This window comes from Streptomyces sp. NPDC103540 (genome assembly GCF_055584445.1).
Map to the genome: position 1 here is coordinate 35,725 of NZ_JBVJMA010000016.1, position 19,450 is coordinate 55,174.

The 19,450-nt window shown below is 72.5% G+C and carries 15 protein-coding genes; 12 read left to right on the plus strand and 3 right to left on the minus strand.

Annotated features, from left to right (window positions below; genetic code table 11):
- Positions 1-31: 31 nt before the first annotated feature.
- From ACZ6ZI_RS31675 to ACZ6ZI_RS31690, 4 genes are all read left to right on the plus strand, one after another.
- A complete protein-coding gene (locus tag ACZ6ZI_RS31675; protein WP_469526589.1) occupies positions 32-1,648 on the plus strand; it encodes an MFS transporter in 1,617 nt (538 codons plus the stop codon).
- 10 nt (positions 1,649-1,658) lie between these two features.
- Positions 1,659-3,218 (plus strand): aspartate aminotransferase family protein, encoded by a 1,560-nt coding sequence (locus tag ACZ6ZI_RS31680; RefSeq protein ID WP_469526592.1) that lies wholly within the window; start codon positions 1,659-1,661, stop codon positions 3,216-3,218.
- Positions 3,219-3,580: 362 nt separating this feature from the next.
- A complete protein-coding gene (locus ACZ6ZI_RS31685) occupies positions 3,581-5,245 on the plus strand; it encodes an AfsR/SARP family transcriptional regulator (protein ID WP_469526594.1) in 1,665 nt (554 codons plus the stop codon).
- A gap of 354 nt (positions 5,246-5,599) precedes the next feature.
- Complete coding sequence (locus ACZ6ZI_RS31690) at positions 5,600-7,237, plus strand: FAD-binding oxidoreductase (protein ID WP_469526596.1); 1,638 nt, start codon at positions 5,600-5,602, stop codon at positions 7,235-7,237.
- A gap of 211 nt (positions 7,238-7,448) precedes the next feature.
- Here the strand turns inward: ACZ6ZI_RS31690 and ACZ6ZI_RS31695 are convergent, their stop codons facing one another.
- On the minus strand, positions 7,449-8,216 hold the full coding sequence (locus ACZ6ZI_RS31695) for an SDR family oxidoreductase (protein WP_363056467.1): 768 nt from the start codon (positions 8,214-8,216) through the stop codon (positions 7,449-7,451).
- Positions 8,217-8,363: 147 nt separating this feature from the next.
- On the opposite strand from ACZ6ZI_RS31695, the gene ACZ6ZI_RS31700 reads away from it, so the two are divergent.
- The 3 genes from ACZ6ZI_RS31700 to ACZ6ZI_RS31710 all read left to right on the plus strand — a co-directional run bounded on the left by ACZ6ZI_RS31700 (position 8,364) and on the right by ACZ6ZI_RS31710 (position 11,282).
- On the plus strand, positions 8,364-9,209 hold the full coding sequence (locus ACZ6ZI_RS31700) for an NAD(P)H-binding protein (RefSeq protein ID WP_469526598.1): 846 nt from the start codon (positions 8,364-8,366) through the stop codon (positions 9,207-9,209).
- Between the two features lie 165 nt (positions 9,210-9,374).
- The gene (locus ACZ6ZI_RS31705) at positions 9,375-10,967 is read left to right on the plus strand and encodes an acyl-CoA carboxylase subunit beta (protein ID WP_363056463.1); all 1,593 of its coding nucleotides are present in this window, start codon (positions 9,375-9,377) and stop codon (positions 10,965-10,967) included.
- 15 nt (positions 10,968-10,982) lie between these two features.
- The gene (locus tag ACZ6ZI_RS31710; protein WP_469526601.1) at positions 10,983-11,282 is read left to right on the plus strand and encodes a hypothetical protein; all 300 of its coding nucleotides are present in this window, start codon (positions 10,983-10,985) and stop codon (positions 11,280-11,282) included.
- 105 nt (positions 11,283-11,387) lie between these two features.
- Here ACZ6ZI_RS31710 and ACZ6ZI_RS31715 read toward each other — a convergent pair whose 3' ends face one another.
- Positions 11,388-12,821 carry an APC family permease gene (locus ACZ6ZI_RS31715; protein ID WP_469526603.1) on the minus strand — a complete coding sequence of 478 codons (1,434 nt, stop codon included), beginning with the start codon at positions 12,819-12,821 and terminating at the stop codon, positions 11,388-11,390.
- A 463-nt stretch (positions 12,822-13,284) separates the two neighbouring features.
- Here ACZ6ZI_RS31715 and ACZ6ZI_RS31720 point away from each other — a divergent pair, with 463 nt between their 5' ends.
- From ACZ6ZI_RS31720 to gdhA, 5 genes are all read left to right on the plus strand, one after another.
- Complete coding sequence (locus ACZ6ZI_RS31720; protein WP_363056457.1) at positions 13,285-14,073, plus strand: thioesterase II family protein; 789 nt, start codon at positions 13,285-13,287, stop codon at positions 14,071-14,073.
- The gene (locus ACZ6ZI_RS31725) at positions 14,073-14,915 is read left to right on the plus strand and encodes a metallophosphoesterase family protein (RefSeq protein WP_469526604.1); all 843 of its coding nucleotides are present in this window, start codon (positions 14,073-14,075) and stop codon (positions 14,913-14,915) included. The genes ACZ6ZI_RS31720 and ACZ6ZI_RS31725 overlap by 1 nt, the downstream gene beginning before the upstream one ends.
- Complete coding sequence (locus ACZ6ZI_RS31730) at positions 14,912-15,652, plus strand: 4'-phosphopantetheinyl transferase family protein (RefSeq protein WP_469526606.1); 741 nt, start codon at positions 14,912-14,914, stop codon at positions 15,650-15,652. The genes ACZ6ZI_RS31725 and ACZ6ZI_RS31730 overlap by 4 nt, the downstream gene beginning before the upstream one ends.
- A gap of 261 nt (positions 15,653-15,913) precedes the next feature.
- The gene (locus tag ACZ6ZI_RS31735) at positions 15,914-16,516 is read left to right on the plus strand and encodes an NADP(+)-dependent, decarboxylating phosphogluconate dehydrogenase (protein WP_469526608.1); all 603 of its coding nucleotides are present in this window, start codon (positions 15,914-15,916) and stop codon (positions 16,514-16,516) included.
- 38 nt (positions 16,517-16,554) lie between these two features.
- The gene (gene gdhA / locus ACZ6ZI_RS31740) at positions 16,555-17,925 is read left to right on the plus strand and encodes an NADP-specific glutamate dehydrogenase (protein ID WP_469526610.1); all 1,371 of its coding nucleotides are present in this window, start codon (positions 16,555-16,557) and stop codon (positions 17,923-17,925) included.
- A gap of 54 nt (positions 17,926-17,979) precedes the next feature.
- Here gdhA and ACZ6ZI_RS31745 read toward each other — a convergent pair whose 3' ends face one another.
- A complete protein-coding gene (locus ACZ6ZI_RS31745; RefSeq protein ID WP_469526614.1) occupies positions 17,980-19,365 on the minus strand; it encodes a serine hydrolase domain-containing protein in 1,386 nt (461 codons plus the stop codon).
- Between the last annotated feature and the right edge of the window lie 85 nt (positions 19,366-19,450).

Sequence of the window (19,450 nt, forward strand, 5' to 3'; positions counted from 1 at the left end):
TCCAGAAAAGAACATTGATGAAGGGATAACCATGTCTTCGAACACCGCCGCCCCCGCGGTGGAGTTGCGGGCCGGGCCGCGGGAGTGGTTCGGACTCCTCGTCCTGCTGCTGCCGGTGACTCTGATGACGGCCGACCTCGGCGTGCTGTGGCTGGCCACCCCGTACGTCACGGCCGACCTGCGGCCCACCAGCTCCCAGCTGCTGTGGACCACGGACATCTACGGGTTCCTCACCTGCGGCTTCCTGGTCGTCATGGGAACCCTCGGGGACCGGATCGGGCGCCGCAAGCTCCTGATCCTGGGCTCCGTCGGCGTGATCGTCGCCTCGCTGCTCGCCGCGTACTCCACCAGCCCGGAGATGCTCATCTTCGCGCGCGCCCTGCTGGGTGTGGCCGGCGCGGCGGTGCTCCCGTCGACGCTCTCGCTGATCATCCACATGTTCAAGGACGCCCGTCAGCGGGCGACCGCCATCGCCACCTGGGTCACGGCCCTGTCCGTCGGCATCGCCATCGGCCCCGTCATCGGCGGTGTGCTGCTCGACCAGTGGTGGTGGGGCTCCGTCTTCCTGATGGGCGTCCCGGTCATGCTGGTGCCGCTGATCCTCGCGCCGGTGCTGCTGCCCGAGTACAAGGACCCGGGCGCCGGCCGGATCGACCTGGCCAGCGTGGTGCTCTTCCTGGCCGCGATCCTGCCGATCGTCTACGCCGTCAAGAAGTTCGCCGAGAGCGGCTTCAGCGTGGTCAACGTCGCCGCCCTGCTCATCGGCGCGGCCTTCACGGTCGCGTTCGTGCGCCGCCAGAACTCCCTGGACACCCCGCTGCTCGACATGCGGCTGTTCAAGACCCGCGCCTTCACCGGCGCCCTGCTGACCCTGCTGTTCGGCATGATGGCGCTCAACGGCGTCGAGTACCTCGTCCCGCAGTTCCTGCTGGTCGCCGGTGGGCTCAGCCCGCTCGCCGCCGGTCTGTGGCTGCTGCCCGGAGCCGCCGGCCTGATCCTGGGCTCGCAGCTCACCCCGGTGTTCGCCAAGCGGATCCGTCCCGCCTACGTCATCACCGCGGGCCTCGTCGTCACCCTGATCGGCTTCTGGCTGACCGGGATCGCCGAGCACAACGAGGACGGCATCCTGCCCGCCGCGATCGGCCTCGCCATCATCATGTTCGGCGTCGCCCCCATCAGCGTCCTGGGCACCTCGCTGGCCGCCGGCGCCGCGCCGCCGGAGAAGGCCGGCGGCGCCGCCGCCACCGGTCAGACCGCCTACGACCTCGGCCTCGCGCTCGGCATCGCCGTGACGGGATCCATCGCCGTCGCCGTCTACCGCGGCCACGTCGACGAGAACGTCCCGGCGGGCCTGCCCGCCGAGGCCGCCGAGGCCGCCCGCGACACGGTCGGCGGCGCCACCGACGCCGCCGCCTCGCTCCCGGCCGACCTCGGCGCCCAGCTGGTGAGCGTCGCCCGCGACGCCTTCACCGCCGGGTTCCAGGCGACGGCCTGGGTCAGCGCCGGCCTCGCCGCCGTGACCGCCGTCATCGTGCTGTCCCTGCTGCGCCACATCCCCGCGATCGGTGCCGCCGAGGCCCCGGCGGAGGAGGCCCCGGCCGAGGCCCCGGCCCCGGCCGCCCGCGAAGAGTCCACCACCAGCGCCTGAACGGACTGACATGACGACCGAATCCACCACGGCCAACGCCGAGTTCGCCGAGCCGTTCCTGCTGGGCGTCCTGGCCTCCGGCGGTCTCGACGCCGACTACGTGCGCGGCGAGGGCAACACCCTCTACCGCCGCGGCGAGAACGGCGAGGAGATCCCCGTACTCGACTACGTCGGCGGCTACGGCTCCCTGATGCTCGGGCACAACAACCCCGAGATCAACGCCTACGCCAAGGAGCTGCTGGACGCGCAGACGCCCGTCCACGCGCAGTTCTCCCGCCACCCCTACGCCAACGACGTCGCCGAGGTCCTCAACCGGATCCTCCAGCGCGAGCGCGGGGACGACGAGCAGTACTACGCCATCTTCGCCAACAGCGGCGCCGAGGCCGTCGAGGCCGCCATGAAGCACGCCGAGCTCGACCGCGGCCTGCGCCTGGCGGCCCTCACCGAGGAGATCGCCGCCAACGTGGAGGAGGTCCTCACCCGCGTCACCGCCGGCGAGGCCACCGTCGCGCCCGGCGTCGCCTCCACCATCGAGGACCTCGTCACCGAGGTCGTCGCCCGCAACGAGGCCCAGGCCGCGCGTCAGCCGGTCTTCCTGGTCCCCGAGGGCGGCTTCCACGGCAAGCTCGCCGGCAGCGTGCAGCTCACCCACAACGAGGGCTACCGGCTGCCCTTCAAGGCCCTCGCCGCGCAGTCCCGCTTCGTCCCCCGCGACCAGCCGGGCGCCCTGCGCAAGATCATCGACGAGGAGCGGGCGCAGCTGCTCGACCTGGTCGTCGAGGGCGGTCAGGTCCAGGTCGTCGAGCGGGACTTCCCGCTGTTCGTGGCCTTCGTCCTGGAGCCGGTCCTCGGCGAGGGCGGCATCCACGAGCTGACCCCGGAGTTCGCGCGCGAGATCCAGGAGGTCTGCGCCGAGGCCTCGATCCCCGTCGTCATCGACGAGGTGCAGACCGGCATGGGCCGGACCGGCACCTTCCTGGCCGCCACGCAGCTCGGTCTGCGCGGCGACTACTACACCCTGGCCAAGAGCCTGGGCGGCGGCATCGCCAAGGCCGCGGTCATGCTCGTGCGCAAGCCGCTCTACCACGGGCAGTTCGAGCTCGCGCACAGCTCGACCTTCGCCAAGGACAGCTTCTCCTGCTTCATCGCCCTCAAGGTGCTGGAGATCATGGAGCGCGGCGACGGCGAGGTCTACCGCCGCGCGGCCGAGCGCGGCGAGAAGCTCCTGTCGATGCTCCGCTCGGTGCGCGACGACTTCCCCGACACGGTCAAGGAGGTGCGCGGCCGGGGCCTGATGCTGGGCCTGGAGTTCCACGACCAGTCGGGTGCCGACGCCGAGATCCTGCGGGGCGTCGCGCAGAGCGGGTTCTTCGGGTACTTCGTCTCGGGACACATCCTGCGGGCGCACCGCATCCGCACGTTCCCGACCTCCAGCGCGGTCAACACGCTGCGCTTCGAACCGTCCGTCTACCTCACGGACGAGGAGATCGACCGGCTGGAGGCGGCCCTGCGCGACGTCTGCGTGATCATCCGCGACACGGACGGGGCGAGCCTCGCGCCGGTCGCGTGACGGGTGCGGGGTACACCTAAACCAAACCGCTTGTGCTGTTTGAGGGGCCCTCAAGGTCTTTTTTCGGCCACGAAACCCCGATCCAGCGTGTGAGCCACCCCACAGTGATGCGACCTCCCCCCTGGTCGCAGCACCGCCAGAGGGCCCGGGAATCCCCCATCCCGGGCCCTCTGGCCTTTGGTTTTTCAGAAACCGGCGCTCCGCTCGAAGTTCGACCGGCCTTGCGGTGGAGAAGCGTACCGAACAACACTTTTGACAAACCGGAGTGTTGGTTTGTAATCTCCTGAACGAGTGAGCATGACGTATCAGCTCGCAGGACCGGGGGAGTTATGCGCTTTCGGATGTTGGGTCCGTTGGAAGTGATGTCCGCTGACCAGCCCGTACCGCTCGGTGGAACCAAGCCGCGTGCCACGCTGGGATACCTGCTCTTACAGGCCAACCAGGTCGTCCCCACGAGCCAGTTGCTGACCGCGCTGTGGAGCGCGGACAACGCACCCGTGACGGCCCGCAAGATCCTCCAGAACGCGGTGTGGGGACTGCGCGGCATGCTGAACCAGTGCGCGCCCGGCGGCGACGGGGCACCCGCCGAACTCGTCACCCGCGCGCCGGGGTACATGATCCGCGTCGATCCCGACCACGTCGACCTGCACCTCTTCCGTCAGCGCGTGCGCCAGGGCCGGGCCCGCCTCGCCGCCGGCGCCCCGCACGAGGCGGCGAACCTCTTCTGCGAGGCCCTGGAACTGTGGCGGGGACCGGTCCTGTCGGACCTGGTGGAAACCGGCACGATGTGGCCCGAGCTGACGGCCGTGCAGAACACCCGGCTCGACGTCCTGGAGGACTACTTCGAGGCGAAGCTGCGCTGCGGCCAGCACTACGCCGTCCTCGGCGAGCTGGAGACCACGGTCGAGGCCGAACCGCTGCGCGAGCGTTCCTCCGGCCAGCTGATGCTCGCCCTGTACCGCTGCGGCCGGCAGGCCGACGCGCTCAGCGTCTACAACCGCATCCGCGCCACCCTCGTCGAGGACCTCGGCCTGGAGCCGGGCCACGAGCTGCGCAGGCTCCAGCAGGCGATCCTCGCCCACGACCCCGCCCTCAACCTCGCCCCCGCCGCGGTCATCCTCGGCGGTCCGGCACCCGTCGGCGTACCGGGCGGCCAGGTGCGCCGGCGCGAGGACGCGATCGTGGCCCAGGGCGCGACCGCCCACGCGGCGACCCGGCTGCCGGTCCCGTCCGCCGCCGCGCCGACCGGCGTCGACGCCACCGCCCTCCACCCGGAGCGCCACGGCGAACGCGTCCCGGACCCGTACGGGGTCGAACGCCCGGCGCCCCACCCCGTCGAGCGCTACGAGGACCCGCGCGAGGAACGCCCGGAGGACCGGCGGCGCATGCTGGCGGCCGTCCCGACCCACCCCCGCGGCATGCTGCCGGCCGACCGCCCGACGCAGCCCAGGGGGGCGCCGGTCCGCCGGCAGCCCGCTCCCCGACCGGTGGTCACCGAGCGCCAGCGCATCAGCGTGCTCCTCGTCCAGACCCGGATCACCCCGGACCTCGCGGGCGCCGCCCCCGACTTCCTGGACGAGATGTTCGAGAGCGTCAACGCCATCGCGCGCCAGCGCATCGAACGCTTCGGCGGGGACGCGGTCACCTCGATCGGGGCCGTCTCGCTCGGACTGTTCCGGGCCGGCGGCGAGGAGGGCACGGCCGAACGGGCCGTGCGCGCGGCGGCCGCCATCCGCGACCGGCTCACCGACCCCGCGACGGACGCCGGCCTCAACCCCACCCCCTGGCAGGGCCTCACCCTGCACGCCGCCGTCGCCACCGGGAACGCGCTCGTGCGCTTCCGGCCGGACGACCCCACCGCCGCGCCGACCGTCAACGGCGCGCTCCTGGACACCTGCCAGTGCCTGCTGGAACTGTCCCCCGCCGGCGAGATCCAGCTCTGCGACGCCACGCGCGAGGCACTGGGACAGACCGCGGCGCACGAGCGGCTCGCGGGAACCGCGCTGGCCGGGGTCTGGGCCGTCTGAACCGGCCGGGCCCAGGCCCGACCGGCCCGCCCGGCCCGCCCGCACCCGCCGTACCCGTCCGGACCTGCGGGTCCCGGGCCGGCCGGCCGTGCGCACCCGCGGGAGGCGGGCCGGCCCGGCCGCCGGGCCCGACCGCGTTCCGGGCCCTCTGAGACGCTTTTCGAGCCGCTCCGTCCCGTCTCGAACCGCCTTCACAACCGGAATTGGTCAAGGATTACTCGACGATGGAATCTGGCCGATAATTTGTGGTTTCACAGGGACTCACGGCCATTGATTCCACCCCGCCTCCAGCAGGTGTGCGGCGTGATGTCGAGTTCCGCACTCGAGAACCAATTCCTCGTGGAGGTACACGGAATGACCGGAGTTTCCCGCCGCGTGTTCATGAGAAACACTGCGGCCGCCGGCGGTGCGGCTCTCGCCCTGCCCGCCCTGGGCGGCTGGGCGGGTGAGGCGTTCGCCGCGGAGCCGACGGCCGCCGCCGCCATCGCCTCGTCGCAGCTGGTCACGGTCCTGCCGTCCGACCCGCGCTACGCGGCCCTGGTGGCCGGCGCCAACGGGCGCTGGGTCGGCACGCCGAACTACGTGCTCGTGGCGAGCACGGCGGACCAGGTCCTCCAGGCCGTGCAGGAGACCCTCGACAAGGGACTGCGGTTCACCGTCCGCAGCGGTGGCCACTGCTACGAGGACTTCACGAGCAACGCCAACATCCGCGTCCTCATCGACATTTCGGCCATGACCGGAATCTCGCACGACTCGGCCCGCCGGGCGATCGCCGTCGACGCCGGCGCCCAGCTCGGCAGCGTCTACGAGACCCTCTACAACAACTGGGGCGTCACGATCCCCGGCGGCACCTGCCCGACCGTCTCGGTCGGCGGCCACATACCCGGTGGTGGCTACGGCCCGCTGGCCCGCTCGCACGGCGTCACCGTCGACCACCTGTACGCCATCGAGATCGTGCACGTCGACGCCGGCGGCGTGGCCCGCAAGATCGTCGCCACCCGCGAGGCCAACGACCCCAACCGCGAACTGTGGTGGGCGCACACCGGCGCCGGCGGCGGCAGCTACGGCATCGTCACCCGCTGGTGGTTCCGCACCCCGGGCGCCACGGGCAACGACCCGGCCACCCTCCTGCCGAAGGCCCCGCGCGAGCTGATCGTCTCCGAGGTCGCCTTCTCCTGGAACGGCATGACCGAGGCCGCCTTCACCCGCCTGCTGCGCAACTTCACGGCCTGGCACGAGAACAACGCCTCCGCCACCTCGCCGTACGCGAAGCTGTTCAGCGCCATCAAGCCGCGGCACAAGCTGGCCGGCGAGTTCCTGATGAGCTCGCAGATCGACACCGCCCTGCCCAACGCGGACGCGCTCCTGGACAACTACCTCGCCGCCATCGTCGCCGGCACGGGTCTGACCTACCGCGTCGACACCCGCCAGCGCGTGGACTGGCTGTACAACGTCCTGCACTGGCCGGGCCTCGGCGGCTCCGGCTTCGAGGGCAAGGGCCGCTTCAAGGCCAAGTCCGCCTACCTGCGCCGGGCCATGCCGGACCACCAGATCAAGGCGTTCTGGAAGCACCTCACGCGCACCGACTACAACAACTCCGCGGCCCTCGTGGAGATCGCCGGGTACGGCGGCGCGGCGAACCTGCCCGCCTCCTCGGCCACCGCCACCGCGCAGCGCGACTCCGTCATCAAGATGCTGTTCGTCAACCTCTGGGCCACCCCCCAGGAGGACGCGGCCAACCTCGCGTGGATCCGCGAGTTCTACCGCGACGTGTACGCCGGCACCGGCGGCGTCCCGCGTCCGGGCGGCGTCAACGACGGCGCGTTCATCAACTACGCCGACGCGGACCTCGCCGACCCGGCGCTCAACACCTCGGGCGTCGGCTGGGAGCACCTGTACTTCAAGGACGGCTACTGCCGCCTCCAGGCCGCCAAGGACAAGTGGGACCCGAAGAACATCTTCCGGCACACCCTGTCGATCCGGAACACCTGACGGTTCCCGATCGGTCGGCGGTGACGGGCCCCCGGCCCGAGGGCGATCCCCTCGGGCCGGGGGCCTTCCCGCGTCCGGTACCCCGCGACCCGTGTCCGGACCGGCGTCCGGGGGCACGCCCCGCGGGCACGACGAAGGCCGCCGCCTCCCCCGGTGCGGGGGAGAGACGGCGGCCCGGGGAGCCGACCGTGCGCGGACGACGGACCCCGCGTCAGATGCCGAGGCCGGAGCCGCCGGAGACGTCGATGTTCTGGCCGGTGACCCAGCGGGAGTCGTCCGAGGCCAGGAAGGACACGACGTCGGCGACGTCGGCCGGCTGACCGACGCGGTTGAAGACCGAGAAGCCGGCGGCGTGCGCCTTGGCGGCCGGGTCGGCCATCCACGGGTGGATGTCGGTCTCGATGGTGCCGGGGGAAACGGCGTTGACCGTGATCTGACGCGAACCCAGGGTCTGGGCGAGGGTCAGGGTGAGCACCTCGACGGCACCCTTGCTCGCGGCGTAGGAGGTCATGCCGGGGAAGGCGACCTTGGTGACGCCGGACGAGATGTTGATGATGCGGCCGCCGTCGCGCAGGCGCTCCAGGCCCTTCTGGATGATGAAGAAGGGAGCCTTGGCGTTGATCGCGAAGACCTTGTCGTAGTCGGCCTCGGTGACCTCGTGGATCAGACCCGGGCCCGCGATGCCGGCGTTGTTGACCAGGATGTCCAGGCCCGCGGTGTCGGAGTGCTTGCCGATCTCCGCGTCGAAGGCCTCCCACAGGGCGTCGGCGTCGCCCGCGACGCCCAGGGCGGAGCGGAAGGCGAAGGCGCGGCCGCCCGCGGCCTCGATCGAGGCGACGGTCTCCTTGGCGGCGGCCTCGTCGCTGGAGTACGTCAGGGCGACGAGGGCGCCCTCCTTGCCGAGCCGCTGGGCGATGGCGCGGCCGATGCCCCGGCTGCCACCGGTGACCAGAGCAGTCTTGTTCGTGAGGGCAGTCATTCAGGTAGCTCCCGATTCTTTATGTCAGACGCGGCCGCTGCGGAGTGGGGTCGCAAGTGCGATGGTGCCCGCGGGGCCCCACCGGATGGTCATCGGACGCTCATCGTCGGGTATTTGGCGGCAATTCCCTGATCTACCATCAGCCACATGAACGAGAATCCCGTACTTGTTATCGGCGGCACCGGAAAGACCGGCCGCCGGGTCGTGCGCCAACTCACGGAGCGTGGAATTCCGGTCAGGTCCGCGTCCCGAAAGGGAGAAACCCGGTTCGACTGGCTCGACGAGACCACCTGGGGCCCCGCCCTGGAGGGCGTCTCCGGCGTCTACATCGTCCAGAACGACACCGCCCCCCGCACCCGGGAACTGACCGAGCACGCGGCGCGCGCCGGCGTGCGCCGCCTCGTGCTGCTCTCGGCGCGCGGCGTCGACACCCCCGGCTACTACGGCGAGGACCCCTCCACCAGCGACGCCTTCCTCGCCGGCGAGGCCGCCGTCCGCGAGTCCGGCCTCGCCTGGACCATCCTGCGCCCGGGCTGGTTCGCCCAGAACTTCGACGAGGGCTTCTTCAACGAGGGCGTCCTCGCCGGCGAGCTGCGGCTGCCCGCGGGCGACGGCGTCGCCACCTGGATCGACGTCGAGGACATCGCGGCCGTCGCGGTCGCCGCGCTGACCGAGGACGGCCACGACGGGCAGATCTACGAGCTGTCGGGGCCCCGCCCCGTCGCGCTCGACGAGGCGCTCTCCCTCATCGCGGCCGCCGGCGGCCGCAAGGCCGTCTACTCGGCCCTGACCGTCGAGGAGTTCGTGGCCGAACTCGTCGCCCAGGGGGTCTCCGCCCCCGACGCGACCCTGTGGGCGGCGGCCCTGAACCCGGTCGCCGGCGGCGGCGAGGCCAAGGTCAGCGACGGGGTCCGGCGCGCCCTGGGCCGTGACGCCCGCGACTTCGCGGACTTCGTCAAGGACGCGGCGGCCGCCGGAGCCTGGCGCGCCTGAGCGCTCGTCCGCCCGACGAAGGACTTCCCGGGGGCCTGAGCGGTCCTGGAGCGGGTCCCCTCCTCCAGAGCGGTTCGAGGGGACCTGTATCCGGACTGGCCAGGATGTGCTGCGTCTGCCGCGTTGACGTGCGCGACGGGGGAAGTTCTCTTCGAAAGGACAAGCATGAGCATCGTCGAGGAAGCGCCGCTCGGACCTCCGGCGGCCGCGACCATGGCGTCGAGGGTGGCGGAACTCTCCGAGCTGCGCGAGGCGGTCGAGGCCGGTCCCAGCGAGCGGGCGACCGAGGCGCAGAAGAAGAAGGGCAAGCTCACCGTCCGCGAGCGCATCGAGCTGCTCTTCGACAAGGGCACCTTCACCGAGGTCGAGGCCTTCCGCCGGCACCGCGCCACGGGCTTCGGCCTGGAGGACAAGAAGCCGCACAGCGACGGCGTCGTCACCGGCTGGGGCCAGGTCAACGGCCGCCCGGTGTTCGCCTACGCCCACGACTTCCGCATCTTCGGCGGCGCCCTCGGCGAGGCGCACGCCCAGAAGATCCACAAGCTGATGGACCTCGCCGAGAAGGCCGGCGCCCCCATCGTCGGCCTCTGCGACGGCGCGGGCGCGCGCATCCAGGAGGGCGTCACCGCGCTGGCCGGCTACGGCGGCATCTTCCAGCGCAACGTCCGCAACTCGGGCGTGATCCCGCAGATCAGCGTGATCATGGGCCCCTGCGCGGGCGGCGCGGCCTACTCCCCGGCCCTCACGGACTTCGTGTTCATGGTCCGCGACACCTCGCAGATGTTCATCACCGGCCCCGACGTGGTCGCCGCCGTCACCGGCGAGCAGATCACCCAGGACGGCCTCGGCGGCGCCGACGTGCACGCCTCCGTCTCCGGCGTCGCGCACTTCGCGTACGACGACGAGGAGCACTGCCTGGAGGAGGTCCGCCACCTGCTGTCGTACCTGCCCTCCAACAACCGGGAGCTGCCGCCGGCCGAGGCCGCCGACGACCCGCACGACCGCCGTACGGAGTCGCTGCTGGACCTGGTGCCGGCCGACCCCAACCGGGCGTACGACATGCACAAGGTCATCGAGGAGATCTCCGACCACGGGGAGTTCTTCGAGGTCCACGAGCGCTGGGCGCCGAACATCATCTGCGCGCTGACCCGACTCGGCGGCCAGGTCGTCGGCATCGTCGCCAACCAGCCGCAGAACATGGCCGGTGTCCTCGACATCGAGTCCTCCGAGAAGGCCGCCCGCTTCGTGCAGATGTGCGACGCCTTCAACATCCCGCTGGTCAGCCTGGTCGACGTGCCCGGCTTCCTGCCCGGCGTCGACCAGGAGCACAACGGTGTGATCCGGCACGGCGCCAAGCTGCTCTACGCCTACTGCAACGCCACCGTCCCGCGGATCTCGCTGGTCCTGCGCAAGGCGTACGGCGGCGCCTACATCGTCATGGACTCCCGCTCCATCGGCACCGACATCGCCCTCGCCTGGCCGATCAACGAGATCGCGGTCATGGGCGCCGAGGGCGCGGCCAACGTCGTCTTCCGGCGCGAGATCGCCGCCTCCGACGACCCCGAGGCCACCCGCGCGGCGCGCATCGACGAGTACCGCGACGAGCTGATGCACCCGTACTACGCGGCCGAGCGCGGCCTCGTCGACGACGTCATCGACCCGGCGGAGACCCGCTCGGCGCTGATCGGCGCCCTGGAGGTCCTGCGCGGCAAGCACGCCCCCCTGCCGAGCCGCAAGCACGGCAACCAGCCCCAGTAGAGAGGGAGAAACCCGATGGCAACGGCACTCCGAGCGGTCGGCGGCGCAGCGCGCGACACCGACGAGCGGGCCACGTCGGAGATCCTCTCCGCACCGGCCTGGCGCATCACCAGCGGCTCGCCCGACGCGCACGAGGTGGCCGCCCTCGCGGTGGTCCTCTCGGCCGTCCTCGCGGCCCGCACCGCCGAGGCGGTCCGGGCGGCGGAGGAGGAGCAGGCGCGGGCCGCGGCCCGCTGGACCCCCTCGTCGGCCCGCCGCCGCGCGGCGACCTCCTGGGCCGCGGGCGCGCAGCCGACCTGGCGCAACTCGGCCTGATCCGCGCACCGCACCCCGCACGGCGACCGGGCCCCGGTTCCCCCGCTCACGGCGGTGGGACCGGGGCCCGTCCTCGACGGCCCCGGCAGGCGCTCGGGCCGGGGCTCAGGCGCGGACGCGGTCCGCGTCGCTCGCCGCCCGGGGCGCAGGTACGCCCTGCGCGCCCGCCTCGGCCGCCTCGGCCGCCTCGGCCGCCTCGGCCGCCTCGGGCCGTACGGCGGCCGGCGCGCGGCCGGCGCCGGCGGCGGAACGCCGACCGAGCGTCAGGGCCACCAGGGTCACGGCGATCAGGGCCAGCGCCACCCAGGACATGGAGTCCACGGGAGCCGCGGGCGGGTTGATCCACCCGTTGAGGTAGACCCAGGCCATCGCCGCCGCGCCGAGCACCGCCGCCAGGTACGACAGCGGGCGCCGCGCCCGCTCGCGGACCAGCAGCGTCACGTGGGCCGCGCAGATCAGCACGTAGGGGAACACCCACAGGTAGACGATCAGGGTCGCCAGCGCCGAGTACACCGACAGCAGCGACTCCGGGTAGGCGATCACCGCGACGGCGAGCACCAGGAAGCCGATCACCGACAGGGTGACCACGGCGGTCGCGGGCGAACCGTGCTTCGGGTCCGGGCGTCCGACCCGGCGCGGCAGCAGGCCGTCGTCGGAGAGGGTGGCCACGAAGCGGGCGCCGAAGTTGACGAAGCCGATGAGCCCGGCGAAGGTCGCGACGGCCAGCACCAGGTCGGTGGCGCTCGCGAACGTCTCGCCCAGACCGGCGTTCAACGCCAGCGCCGCCGCCGGCGACATGCCCTGGGCCAGACTGTCCGCCGAGGCGAACAGGCCGGGCACCTGGAGGATCGTGGCGAGCAGGTAGACCACGCCGAGCAGCACCGGGATGCCCAGCACCGCGAAGGGCACGTCCCGCTTGGGGTCCTTGGTCTCCTGCGCGAGGGCCGCGCAGCTCTCGAAGCCCATCAGGAAGGTGGCCCCGGCCGCCATGCCCTGGAAGACGCCGCTGAAGGAGAAGCCGCCCTCGAAGGACAGCTGCTCACCGAGGTGCAGGCCCGTTGTGCCCGCGCTCGCCACCACGACGACGGCGACCACGGGGATCGCGACCGCCATCAGCACCACGGCGGCGCGCACCGACACGTCCACCCCGCGCCGGGCGAAGAACACCGCGATCAGCAGGGCGACGGCGTACACGGCGAGCTGTACGGGCAGCTCCAGGCCGCCCGCGTACCCCTGGGACAGCAGGAAGCTGCCGACGTAGACGCCGATGACCATGGTGATGCCGGCGATCATCGCGGCGTAGCCGAGCAGCAGGGCGGCCGCGGCCAGCAGGCGGGCCCAGGGGCCGAAGACGAGCGAGAGGTAGGAGTAGAGCGAGCCGCCCGCGACGTGGCGCCGGGCGAAGGTGATGACCGACAGGCCGACGAAGGTGGTGACGGCGGCCGACAGCAGGGCCGCGAGCCAGCTGCCGTTCCCGGCCGAGACGAACATCAGGGCCGGCACCGCGGCGAGGCCGACCGCGGGGATCATGCTGGCCACGGCGAGGCCGACGATCTGACCTCTGGTCAGTCTCCGGGCCTCAGTGTCTGGAGTGGACAAGTCTGGAGTGGACATGACAGGCGCCTCCAAGGGCGGAAGGGAGCGAGGGGAAAAAGCGTCGGGGGAGTGGCGAGAAACGGATGAAGTCTGGCCAGGCCGTCTCACGGCGCGGTAACCCCCCGCCCACCGCCCGCTCGCGCGCGCCCACAGCCGCCTCCCCCTCGCCCCCCACCGTCCCTGGACCGCCGGCGCACCGCGCCCGGAGCGAAACCGCACCCCGCCCTGATCAGGACCGCACCACGACCGGACCGTCCCCACACCACCGCCGTACCGCTCCCGCACCGCGCCCCGACAACCGGACCAAGCCGCCTGGACTTGCCGTCCGGTACCCCTCGACCGCCGGTCCAGCGGCTCGACGGACCCTGGAAACCGAGTCGACAAGACGCTGAAGGAGAGAAGACACATGGCCAGTGACTGGTTTCGGAGGTTCGGTCCGGCACCCGACAGCGACACCCGTCTGATCTGCTTCCCCCACGCGGGCGGCGCGGCCAGCGCCTTCCTGGCGCTGTCCCAGGAGCTGACCCCCGAGTTCGACGTGGTGTCCGTCCAGTACCCCGGACGTCAGGACCGCCGCATGGAACCCGCGGTGGACGACATCGACCGGCTCGTCACCGCGCTCGCCGACGAACTCGCCCCCGAACTCGACGGAGTCACCACCCACCCCGGAGACCGACGCCCGTACGCTTTCTTCGGGCACAGCATGGGCGCCGTCCTCGCCTACGAACTCGCCCGCGAGCTGGCCCGACGCGAACTGCCCGCCCCCGAACGCCTCTTCCTCTCCGGACGGTTCGCGCCGACCCCGCTGGGCAGCGCCAGCGACCGGCTCGACACCGACGAGAAGGTGATCGCCATGATCCGCAGGCTCGGCGGCACGGTCGGCAAGGTCTTCGACGACCCCGACCTGCTGGAGATGGTGATGCCGCCGCTGCGCGCCGACTACAAGGCCATAGGCTCCTACGCCTGGCGGCCCGGCCGGACCCTGGACGTCCCCTTCACCGTGCTCGTCGGCGACCGCGACCCCGTCGTCCCCGTCGAGGACGCCGCCGCCTGGCGGGTGCACACCACCGCCGAGAGCGACCTGCGGATCATGCCCGGCGGACACTTCTACCTCGACCAGAGCGTTCCCCAGGTCGCCGCGGTCGTCCGCGCCGCCCTGCGCCGGGGCCGCGTCGACGCACTGGGGGCGGCCTGATGCCGACAGGTTCCGGCAGGCTGCTGGCCATCAGCGACCTGCACGTCCGCCACGACGAGAACAAGAAGATCGTCGACGGCCTGCGGCCCGAGACGGAAGAGGACTGGCTGCTGCTCGCCGGTGACGTCAGCGAGTCCGCCGAGGACTTCGAGTGGACCCTCGGCCGGCTGCGCGACCGCTTCGCCAAGGTGGTCTGGGCACCGGGCAACCACGAACTGTGGACCACCCCCGACGACCCCGTCCAACTGCGCGGCGAGGCCCGCTACCTGCACTTCGTCGAAATCTGCCGGAAGCTCGGCGTCACCACCCCCGAGGACCCCTACCCGGTGTGGGAGGGAGTCGGCGGCCCCGTCGTCGTGGCCCCCCTCTTCCTCCTCTACGACTACAGCTTCCGGCCCGCCGGAGCCCGCACCCACCAGGAGGCGATGGAGATCGCCGACCGGGCCGGCGTCGTGTGCACCGACGAGTTCTACCTCCACCCCGACCCCTACCCCAGCCGCCAGGCCTGGTCCCGGGCACGCGTCGAACACACCGCCGCACGGCTCGCCGAGATCCCCGACCACCTGCCGACCGTCCTCGTCAACCACTATCCCCTCGTCCGCGAACCCACCCGGATCCTGCGGTTCCCGGAATTCGCCCTGTGGTGCGGCACCGAGGCCACCGAGGACTGGCCCGTGCGCTTCCGCGCCGCGGCCGTCGTCTACGGACACCTGCACATCCCCCGCCTGATCCGGCAGGACGGGATCCCGCACCACGAGGTCTCCCTCGGCTACCCGCGGGAGTGGAAGCAGCGCGCCGCCGCCCCGGCCGGCGCCGTACGGATCCTGGCGGAGGGAACGTGATCGAGGAACTGCTGGAACCCGGCACCGTCGCCGTCGAGACCTTCGGAGACGAACCCGGCGCCCTCGCGGACCTCTTTCCCGAGGAGGCGCTCCTGGTCGAAGGAGCCCAGGCGGGCCGGCGCGGGGAGTTCGCCACCGTACGCCGCTGCGCGCACGAGGCACTCGGGAAACTGGGCGCAGAACCCGCGCCGATCCTGCGTGACCCGAAGGGAGCGCCCCGCTGGCCCGCCGGATTCGTCGGCGCCATGACGCACTGCGAGGGCTACCGTGCCGCCGTCGTGGCCCCCGCCGACCGGGCCGCGGCGATCGGCATCGACGCCGAACCCAACCGGCCCCTGCGCAGCGCCGGCGTCGCGGAGCTCGTCACCGTGGAGGCGGAACGCGCCTGGCTGCCCTCGCTCGCCGCCCGACGGCCCGACGTCCAGTGGGAACGGCTCGTGTTCAGCGCCAAGGAGAGCGTGTACAAGGTCTGGTACCCGCTCACCGGACGGTGGCTGGACTTCGAGGACGCCGAGATCACCGTCGACCCCGCCTGGTCCACCTTCCGGGCCCGATTGCTGGTCCCCGGACCGGTCGTCGGAGGGGTCCGACTGGACACCTTCCACGGCAGCTGGCTCGTGCGCGACGGCCTCATCGTCACCGCCATCACCATCCCGGCCCCGACCCCCGCCCTGAGCGCCCCCGGGCCGTCCGCCGGACGGTGGGCGGGCGATGACCCGACGGTGGGCGGGGCCTAGAACGATTCCGATGGCCGCGCGGAACCCGCACCGCCCGCACCGCCGCGCCCGCCGCGTCCGGCTCCCACCCCCGGGGAGCCGGACGTCCCGGGCCGCGCGCCGCACGGCGACCCGGCCGCACGGGGCCGACCGCACGGCGACCCGGTCGCACGGAGACCCGGTCGCACGGCGAACCCACGGACCCGCGCGCCCCCCTCACAGAGCCCCTCCCCGAGCCACCCGAGCCCTCCCCGAGCCCCGAGCCCAGGAGTTGACGGAGCAATGCCCGCCCCCGACGGCACCCCCACCGTCACCCCGAACGGCACCGACCCGCGGCTCGTCGCCGAGGCCCACGCCCTGCTGCGCGACGTCGTCGGCCTCGACCCCGCCGCGATCGAGGCCACCTTCCGTACCTGGAACGCCGGCCGCCTCGACCTACCCCCCACCGTCGAGGCCCCTACCCGAGTCCCGTACCTGTCGGCCGAGTCGCTCGCCGTGGCCCGACGCCTTCCCGGCCCGGCGCGCACCGAACTGCACCCCGAGGACGCGGCACGGTTCGCCGTACAGGTGGAACAGGCGCTGTACGCCTCCACGGTGATCCTGCGCGCCTCGGGCCGGGACGCGGCCGGGCTCCTCGCGGACGAGGACCTCGTCCGCGTCCTCGGCGAGGCCCAGGGTTCCTGGCGCACGGTGGTGGCCGCCGCCGCGCGGGCCGGCGTCCCGGCGCCCTGTCTCGCGACCGCCCTCGCCTCCTACGATGCGCTCAGGGCCGGGCGACCTCCCGCACCCCTCCACTTCGGTACCCGAACCGACGGGCGTACCGACGGCGCCGGCGCCCTCCCCACCCTGGGGGCCGCCGATCGAGCCGAACCATCAGGCGCATGACGCAGAAGCAGAAGCAGAAGAGGAAGAGGTAGCCGACGATGCCGTCGACACCCCGCACGGACCCCGCCACGGCCGCCTGGCTCGCCACGCTGGAGGAGGACATCCAGCGTCGCAACCCCGGCGAACCCGAGTTCCACCAGGCCGTGCGGGAGGTCATCGAGACGCTCGCCCCGGTCTTCGCGGACCGCCCCGAGCTGCGCGAGGCCAAGATGGTGGAGCGCGTCGCCGAACCCGAACGGCAGATCATCTTCCGTGTGCCGTGGACGGACGACCGGGGCGTCGTCCACGTCAACCGCGGCTTCCGGGTGGAGTTCAACAGCGCGCTCGGCCCCTACAAGGGCGGCCTGCGCTTCCACCCGACGGTCAACCTCGGCATCGTGAAGTTCCTCGGCTTCGAGCAGATCTTCAAGAACGCCCTGACGGGGCTCGGCATCGGCGGCGGCAAGGGCGGCAGCGACTTCGACCCGCGCGGCCGGTCCGACGCGGAGGTCATGCGCTTCTGCCAGTCCTTCATGACCGAACTCCACCGCCACCTCGGCGAGCACACCGACGTCCCCGCGGGCGACATCGGCGTCGGCGGTCGCGAGATCGGCTACCTCTTCGGCCAGTACCGGCGCATCACCAACCGCTGGGAGGCCGGGGTCCTCACCGGCAAGGGCACCGGCTGGGGCGGCTCGCACGCCCGCACCGAGGCCACCGGCTACGGCAACGTGCTCTTCACCTCCGAGATGCTGAAGAAGCGCGGCGAGGACCTCGCCGGCCAGCAGGTCACCGTCTCCGGCTCGGGCAACGTCGCCCTGTACACGGTGGAGAAGGCGCAGGCCCTCGGCGCCCACGTGCTGACCGTCTCCGACTCCGGCGGCTACGTCGTCGACGAGAAGGGCCTCGACCTCGCCCTGCTGAAGCAGATCAAGGAGGTGGAGCGCGGCCGGGTCAGCGAGTACGTCCAGCGGCGCGGCGGCTCCGCCCGCTACGTCACCGGCGGCAGCGTCTGGGACGTCCCGACCGACGTGGCCCTGCCCTCCGCGACGCAGAACGAGCTGACCGAGGCCGACGCGATCACCCTGGTCCGGGCCGGCGTCAAGGCCGTCTCCGAGGGCGCCAACATGCCCACCACACCGGGCGCCGTACGGGTCCTGCGCGAGGCCGGGGTCGCCTTCGGCCCGGCGAAGGCCGCGAACGCGGGCGGCGTGGCGACCAGCGCGCTGGAGATGAGCCAGAACGCCTCCCGCGAGGCCTGGCCCTTCGCCCGGGTCGAGGAGGAACTCGCCGGGGTCATGCGCCGCATCCACGACACGGCGTACGAGACGGCCGAACGCCACGGCGTCCCGGGCGACTACGTCACGGGCGCCAACATCGCCGGCTTCGAGCGGGTCGCGGACGCCATGCTCGCCCAGGGCCTCATCTGACCCACCCCCACCCGGGCGGCGGCCCGTCCGCCGCCGCCCGGGAGCCCGGGGGCGTCACGGCGTCGGGCGGGTGCGGGGGAAGAGGCGGCCCGCCAGGTCGGCGCCGGTGATGGTGCCGCAGGCGTCGCGGGTGAAGAAGCCGCGCTGGCCCGAGAGGCCGCCGCCCAGCACGACGTACTCGTCCCCGTCCCCGGGCAGCAGGCCCATGGGGGCGGGGGCGTAGTCCGGGGGCAGTTCCGTCCCGGCGGCCGCGCGGACCTCCGGCTTGATCGCGGCGGCCAGGGTCAGCCCCTCCCCGTCCGCGGCGATGGTCACCGTCATCGCGTCGATCGCGTAGTCCCCCGCGACCTCCCGCGCCCGCGCCGCGTCGTACGGCAACGGTTCGGGGTCGGCGTCGACCAGGCCGAGGTGGTGCTCCAGCACCCGGCGGACGACGGCCTGGTTGAAGCGGAGCCCCGCGTCCGGGCCCGCGTTGGAGGCGACGGCGACGGCGAAGCCCCGCTCCGGCACGATCAGCAGCTCGGCGAACTGGCCGTTGACCGAGCCGCCGTGCCCGATCGTGCGCACCCCGTCCACCTCGCGCAGGAACCAGCAGATGCCGAAGCCGTCCCCGAGGCTGCTGCCGCGCAGCTCCACCGTCGGCCGCCGCATCCCGTGCAGCACCTCGGCGGGCAGCAGGCGTTCGCCGTCCTCGGTCCGGCCGTCGCCGAGGTGGAACCGGGCCCAGCGCAGCTGGTCGGCGATGGAACCCGCGATGCCCCCGCCGGGGTTGTTGGCGCGGGTGCCCTTCCACTGCCGGGCGACGGCGGGGGAGCCGTCCTCGCCCGGGTTGTGGCCGACGGCGAAGCGGTGGGTCAGCACGACCGCCGGGTCGAAGTGGCTGTGCGCGAGCCCGAGGGGCTCCAGGACGAGCGCGGCGACGGCCCGTTCGTAGGTGAGGCCGGTGACGTTCTCCAGGATCCGCCCGGCCAGGTTGAAGGCGGCCTGACTGTACGAGGCCCGGCTGCCGGGTTCGGCGATCAGCGCCAGGGCGTCCAGTTCCGCGACGAAGGCGGCGAGGGCGTCGTCGCCCTCGCCGGTGTCGTTGACGAGGTTCCAGTCCAGGCCGGAGGTGTGGTTCAGGAGGTTCAGGACGGTGATCCGCTCCGCGGCGGCCCCGTCCGCGAGGACCAGCCCCGGCACGTAGCGGCGTACGGGCGCGTCGAGTTCGACGCGCCCGTCGGCGACCAGCCGCATGAGGGCGGTCGCCGTGTACGTCTTGCTGACCGAACCGAGCAGGAACATCGTGTCCCGGTCCACCGGCAGCGGGTTCTCCAGGCTCGTCACCCCGTGGCAGGCGAACAGCTCGCGCCCGTCCACCCACACCCCCACGGCCGCGCCCGGTACGCCGAACTCCTCGGCGGCGGCGTGGACGAACCCGTTCAGCGTCTGCTCGGACATGGTGCTGCTCCTCCGTGGTCCCCGATGGCTTGCACTTTGTTCAAGTGTGAGGTTAGGGAAGACTTGAACAAAGTGCAAGAGGGGG

Bases quoted from the DNA above. Each gene is read 5' to 3' on its own strand.
- ACZ6ZI_RS31675 (WP_469526589.1), top strand. From the start codon at position 32: ATGTCTTCGAACACCGCCGCCCCCGCGGTGGAGTTGCGGGCCGGGCCG.
- ACZ6ZI_RS31680 (WP_469526592.1), top strand. From the start codon at position 1,659: ATGACGACCGAATCCACCACGGCCAACGCCGAGTTCGCCGAGCCGTTC.
- ACZ6ZI_RS31685 (WP_469526594.1), top strand. From the start codon at position 3,581: ATGTCCGCTGACCAGCCCGTACCGCTCGGTGGAACCAAGCCGCGTGCC.
- ACZ6ZI_RS31690 (WP_469526596.1), top strand. From the start codon at position 5,600: ATGACCGGAGTTTCCCGCCGCGTGTTCATGAGAAACACTGCGGCCGCC.
- ACZ6ZI_RS31695 (WP_363056467.1), bottom strand. From the start codon at position 8,216: ATGACTGCCCTCACGAACAAGACTGCTCTGGTCACCGGTGGCAGCCGG.
- ACZ6ZI_RS31700 (WP_469526598.1), top strand. From the start codon at position 8,364: ATGAACGAGAATCCCGTACTTGTTATCGGCGGCACCGGAAAGACCGGC.
- ACZ6ZI_RS31705 (WP_363056463.1), top strand. From the start codon at position 9,375: ATGAGCATCGTCGAGGAAGCGCCGCTCGGACCTCCGGCGGCCGCGACC.
- ACZ6ZI_RS31710 (WP_469526601.1), top strand. From the start codon at position 10,983: ATGGCAACGGCACTCCGAGCGGTCGGCGGCGCAGCGCGCGACACCGAC.
- ACZ6ZI_RS31720 (WP_363056457.1), top strand. From the start codon at position 13,285: ATGGCCAGTGACTGGTTTCGGAGGTTCGGTCCGGCACCCGACAGCGAC.
- ACZ6ZI_RS31725 (WP_469526604.1), top strand. From the start codon at position 14,073: ATGCCGACAGGTTCCGGCAGGCTGCTGGCCATCAGCGACCTGCACGTC.
- ACZ6ZI_RS31735 (WP_469526608.1), top strand. From the start codon at position 15,914: ATGCCCGCCCCCGACGGCACCCCCACCGTCACCCCGAACGGCACCGAC.
- gdhA (WP_469526610.1), top strand. From the start codon at position 16,555: ATGCCGTCGACACCCCGCACGGACCCCGCCACGGCCGCCTGGCTCGCC.
- ACZ6ZI_RS31745 (WP_469526614.1), bottom strand. From the start codon at position 19,365: ATGTCCGAGCAGACGCTGAACGGGTTCGTCCACGCCGCCGCCGAGGAG.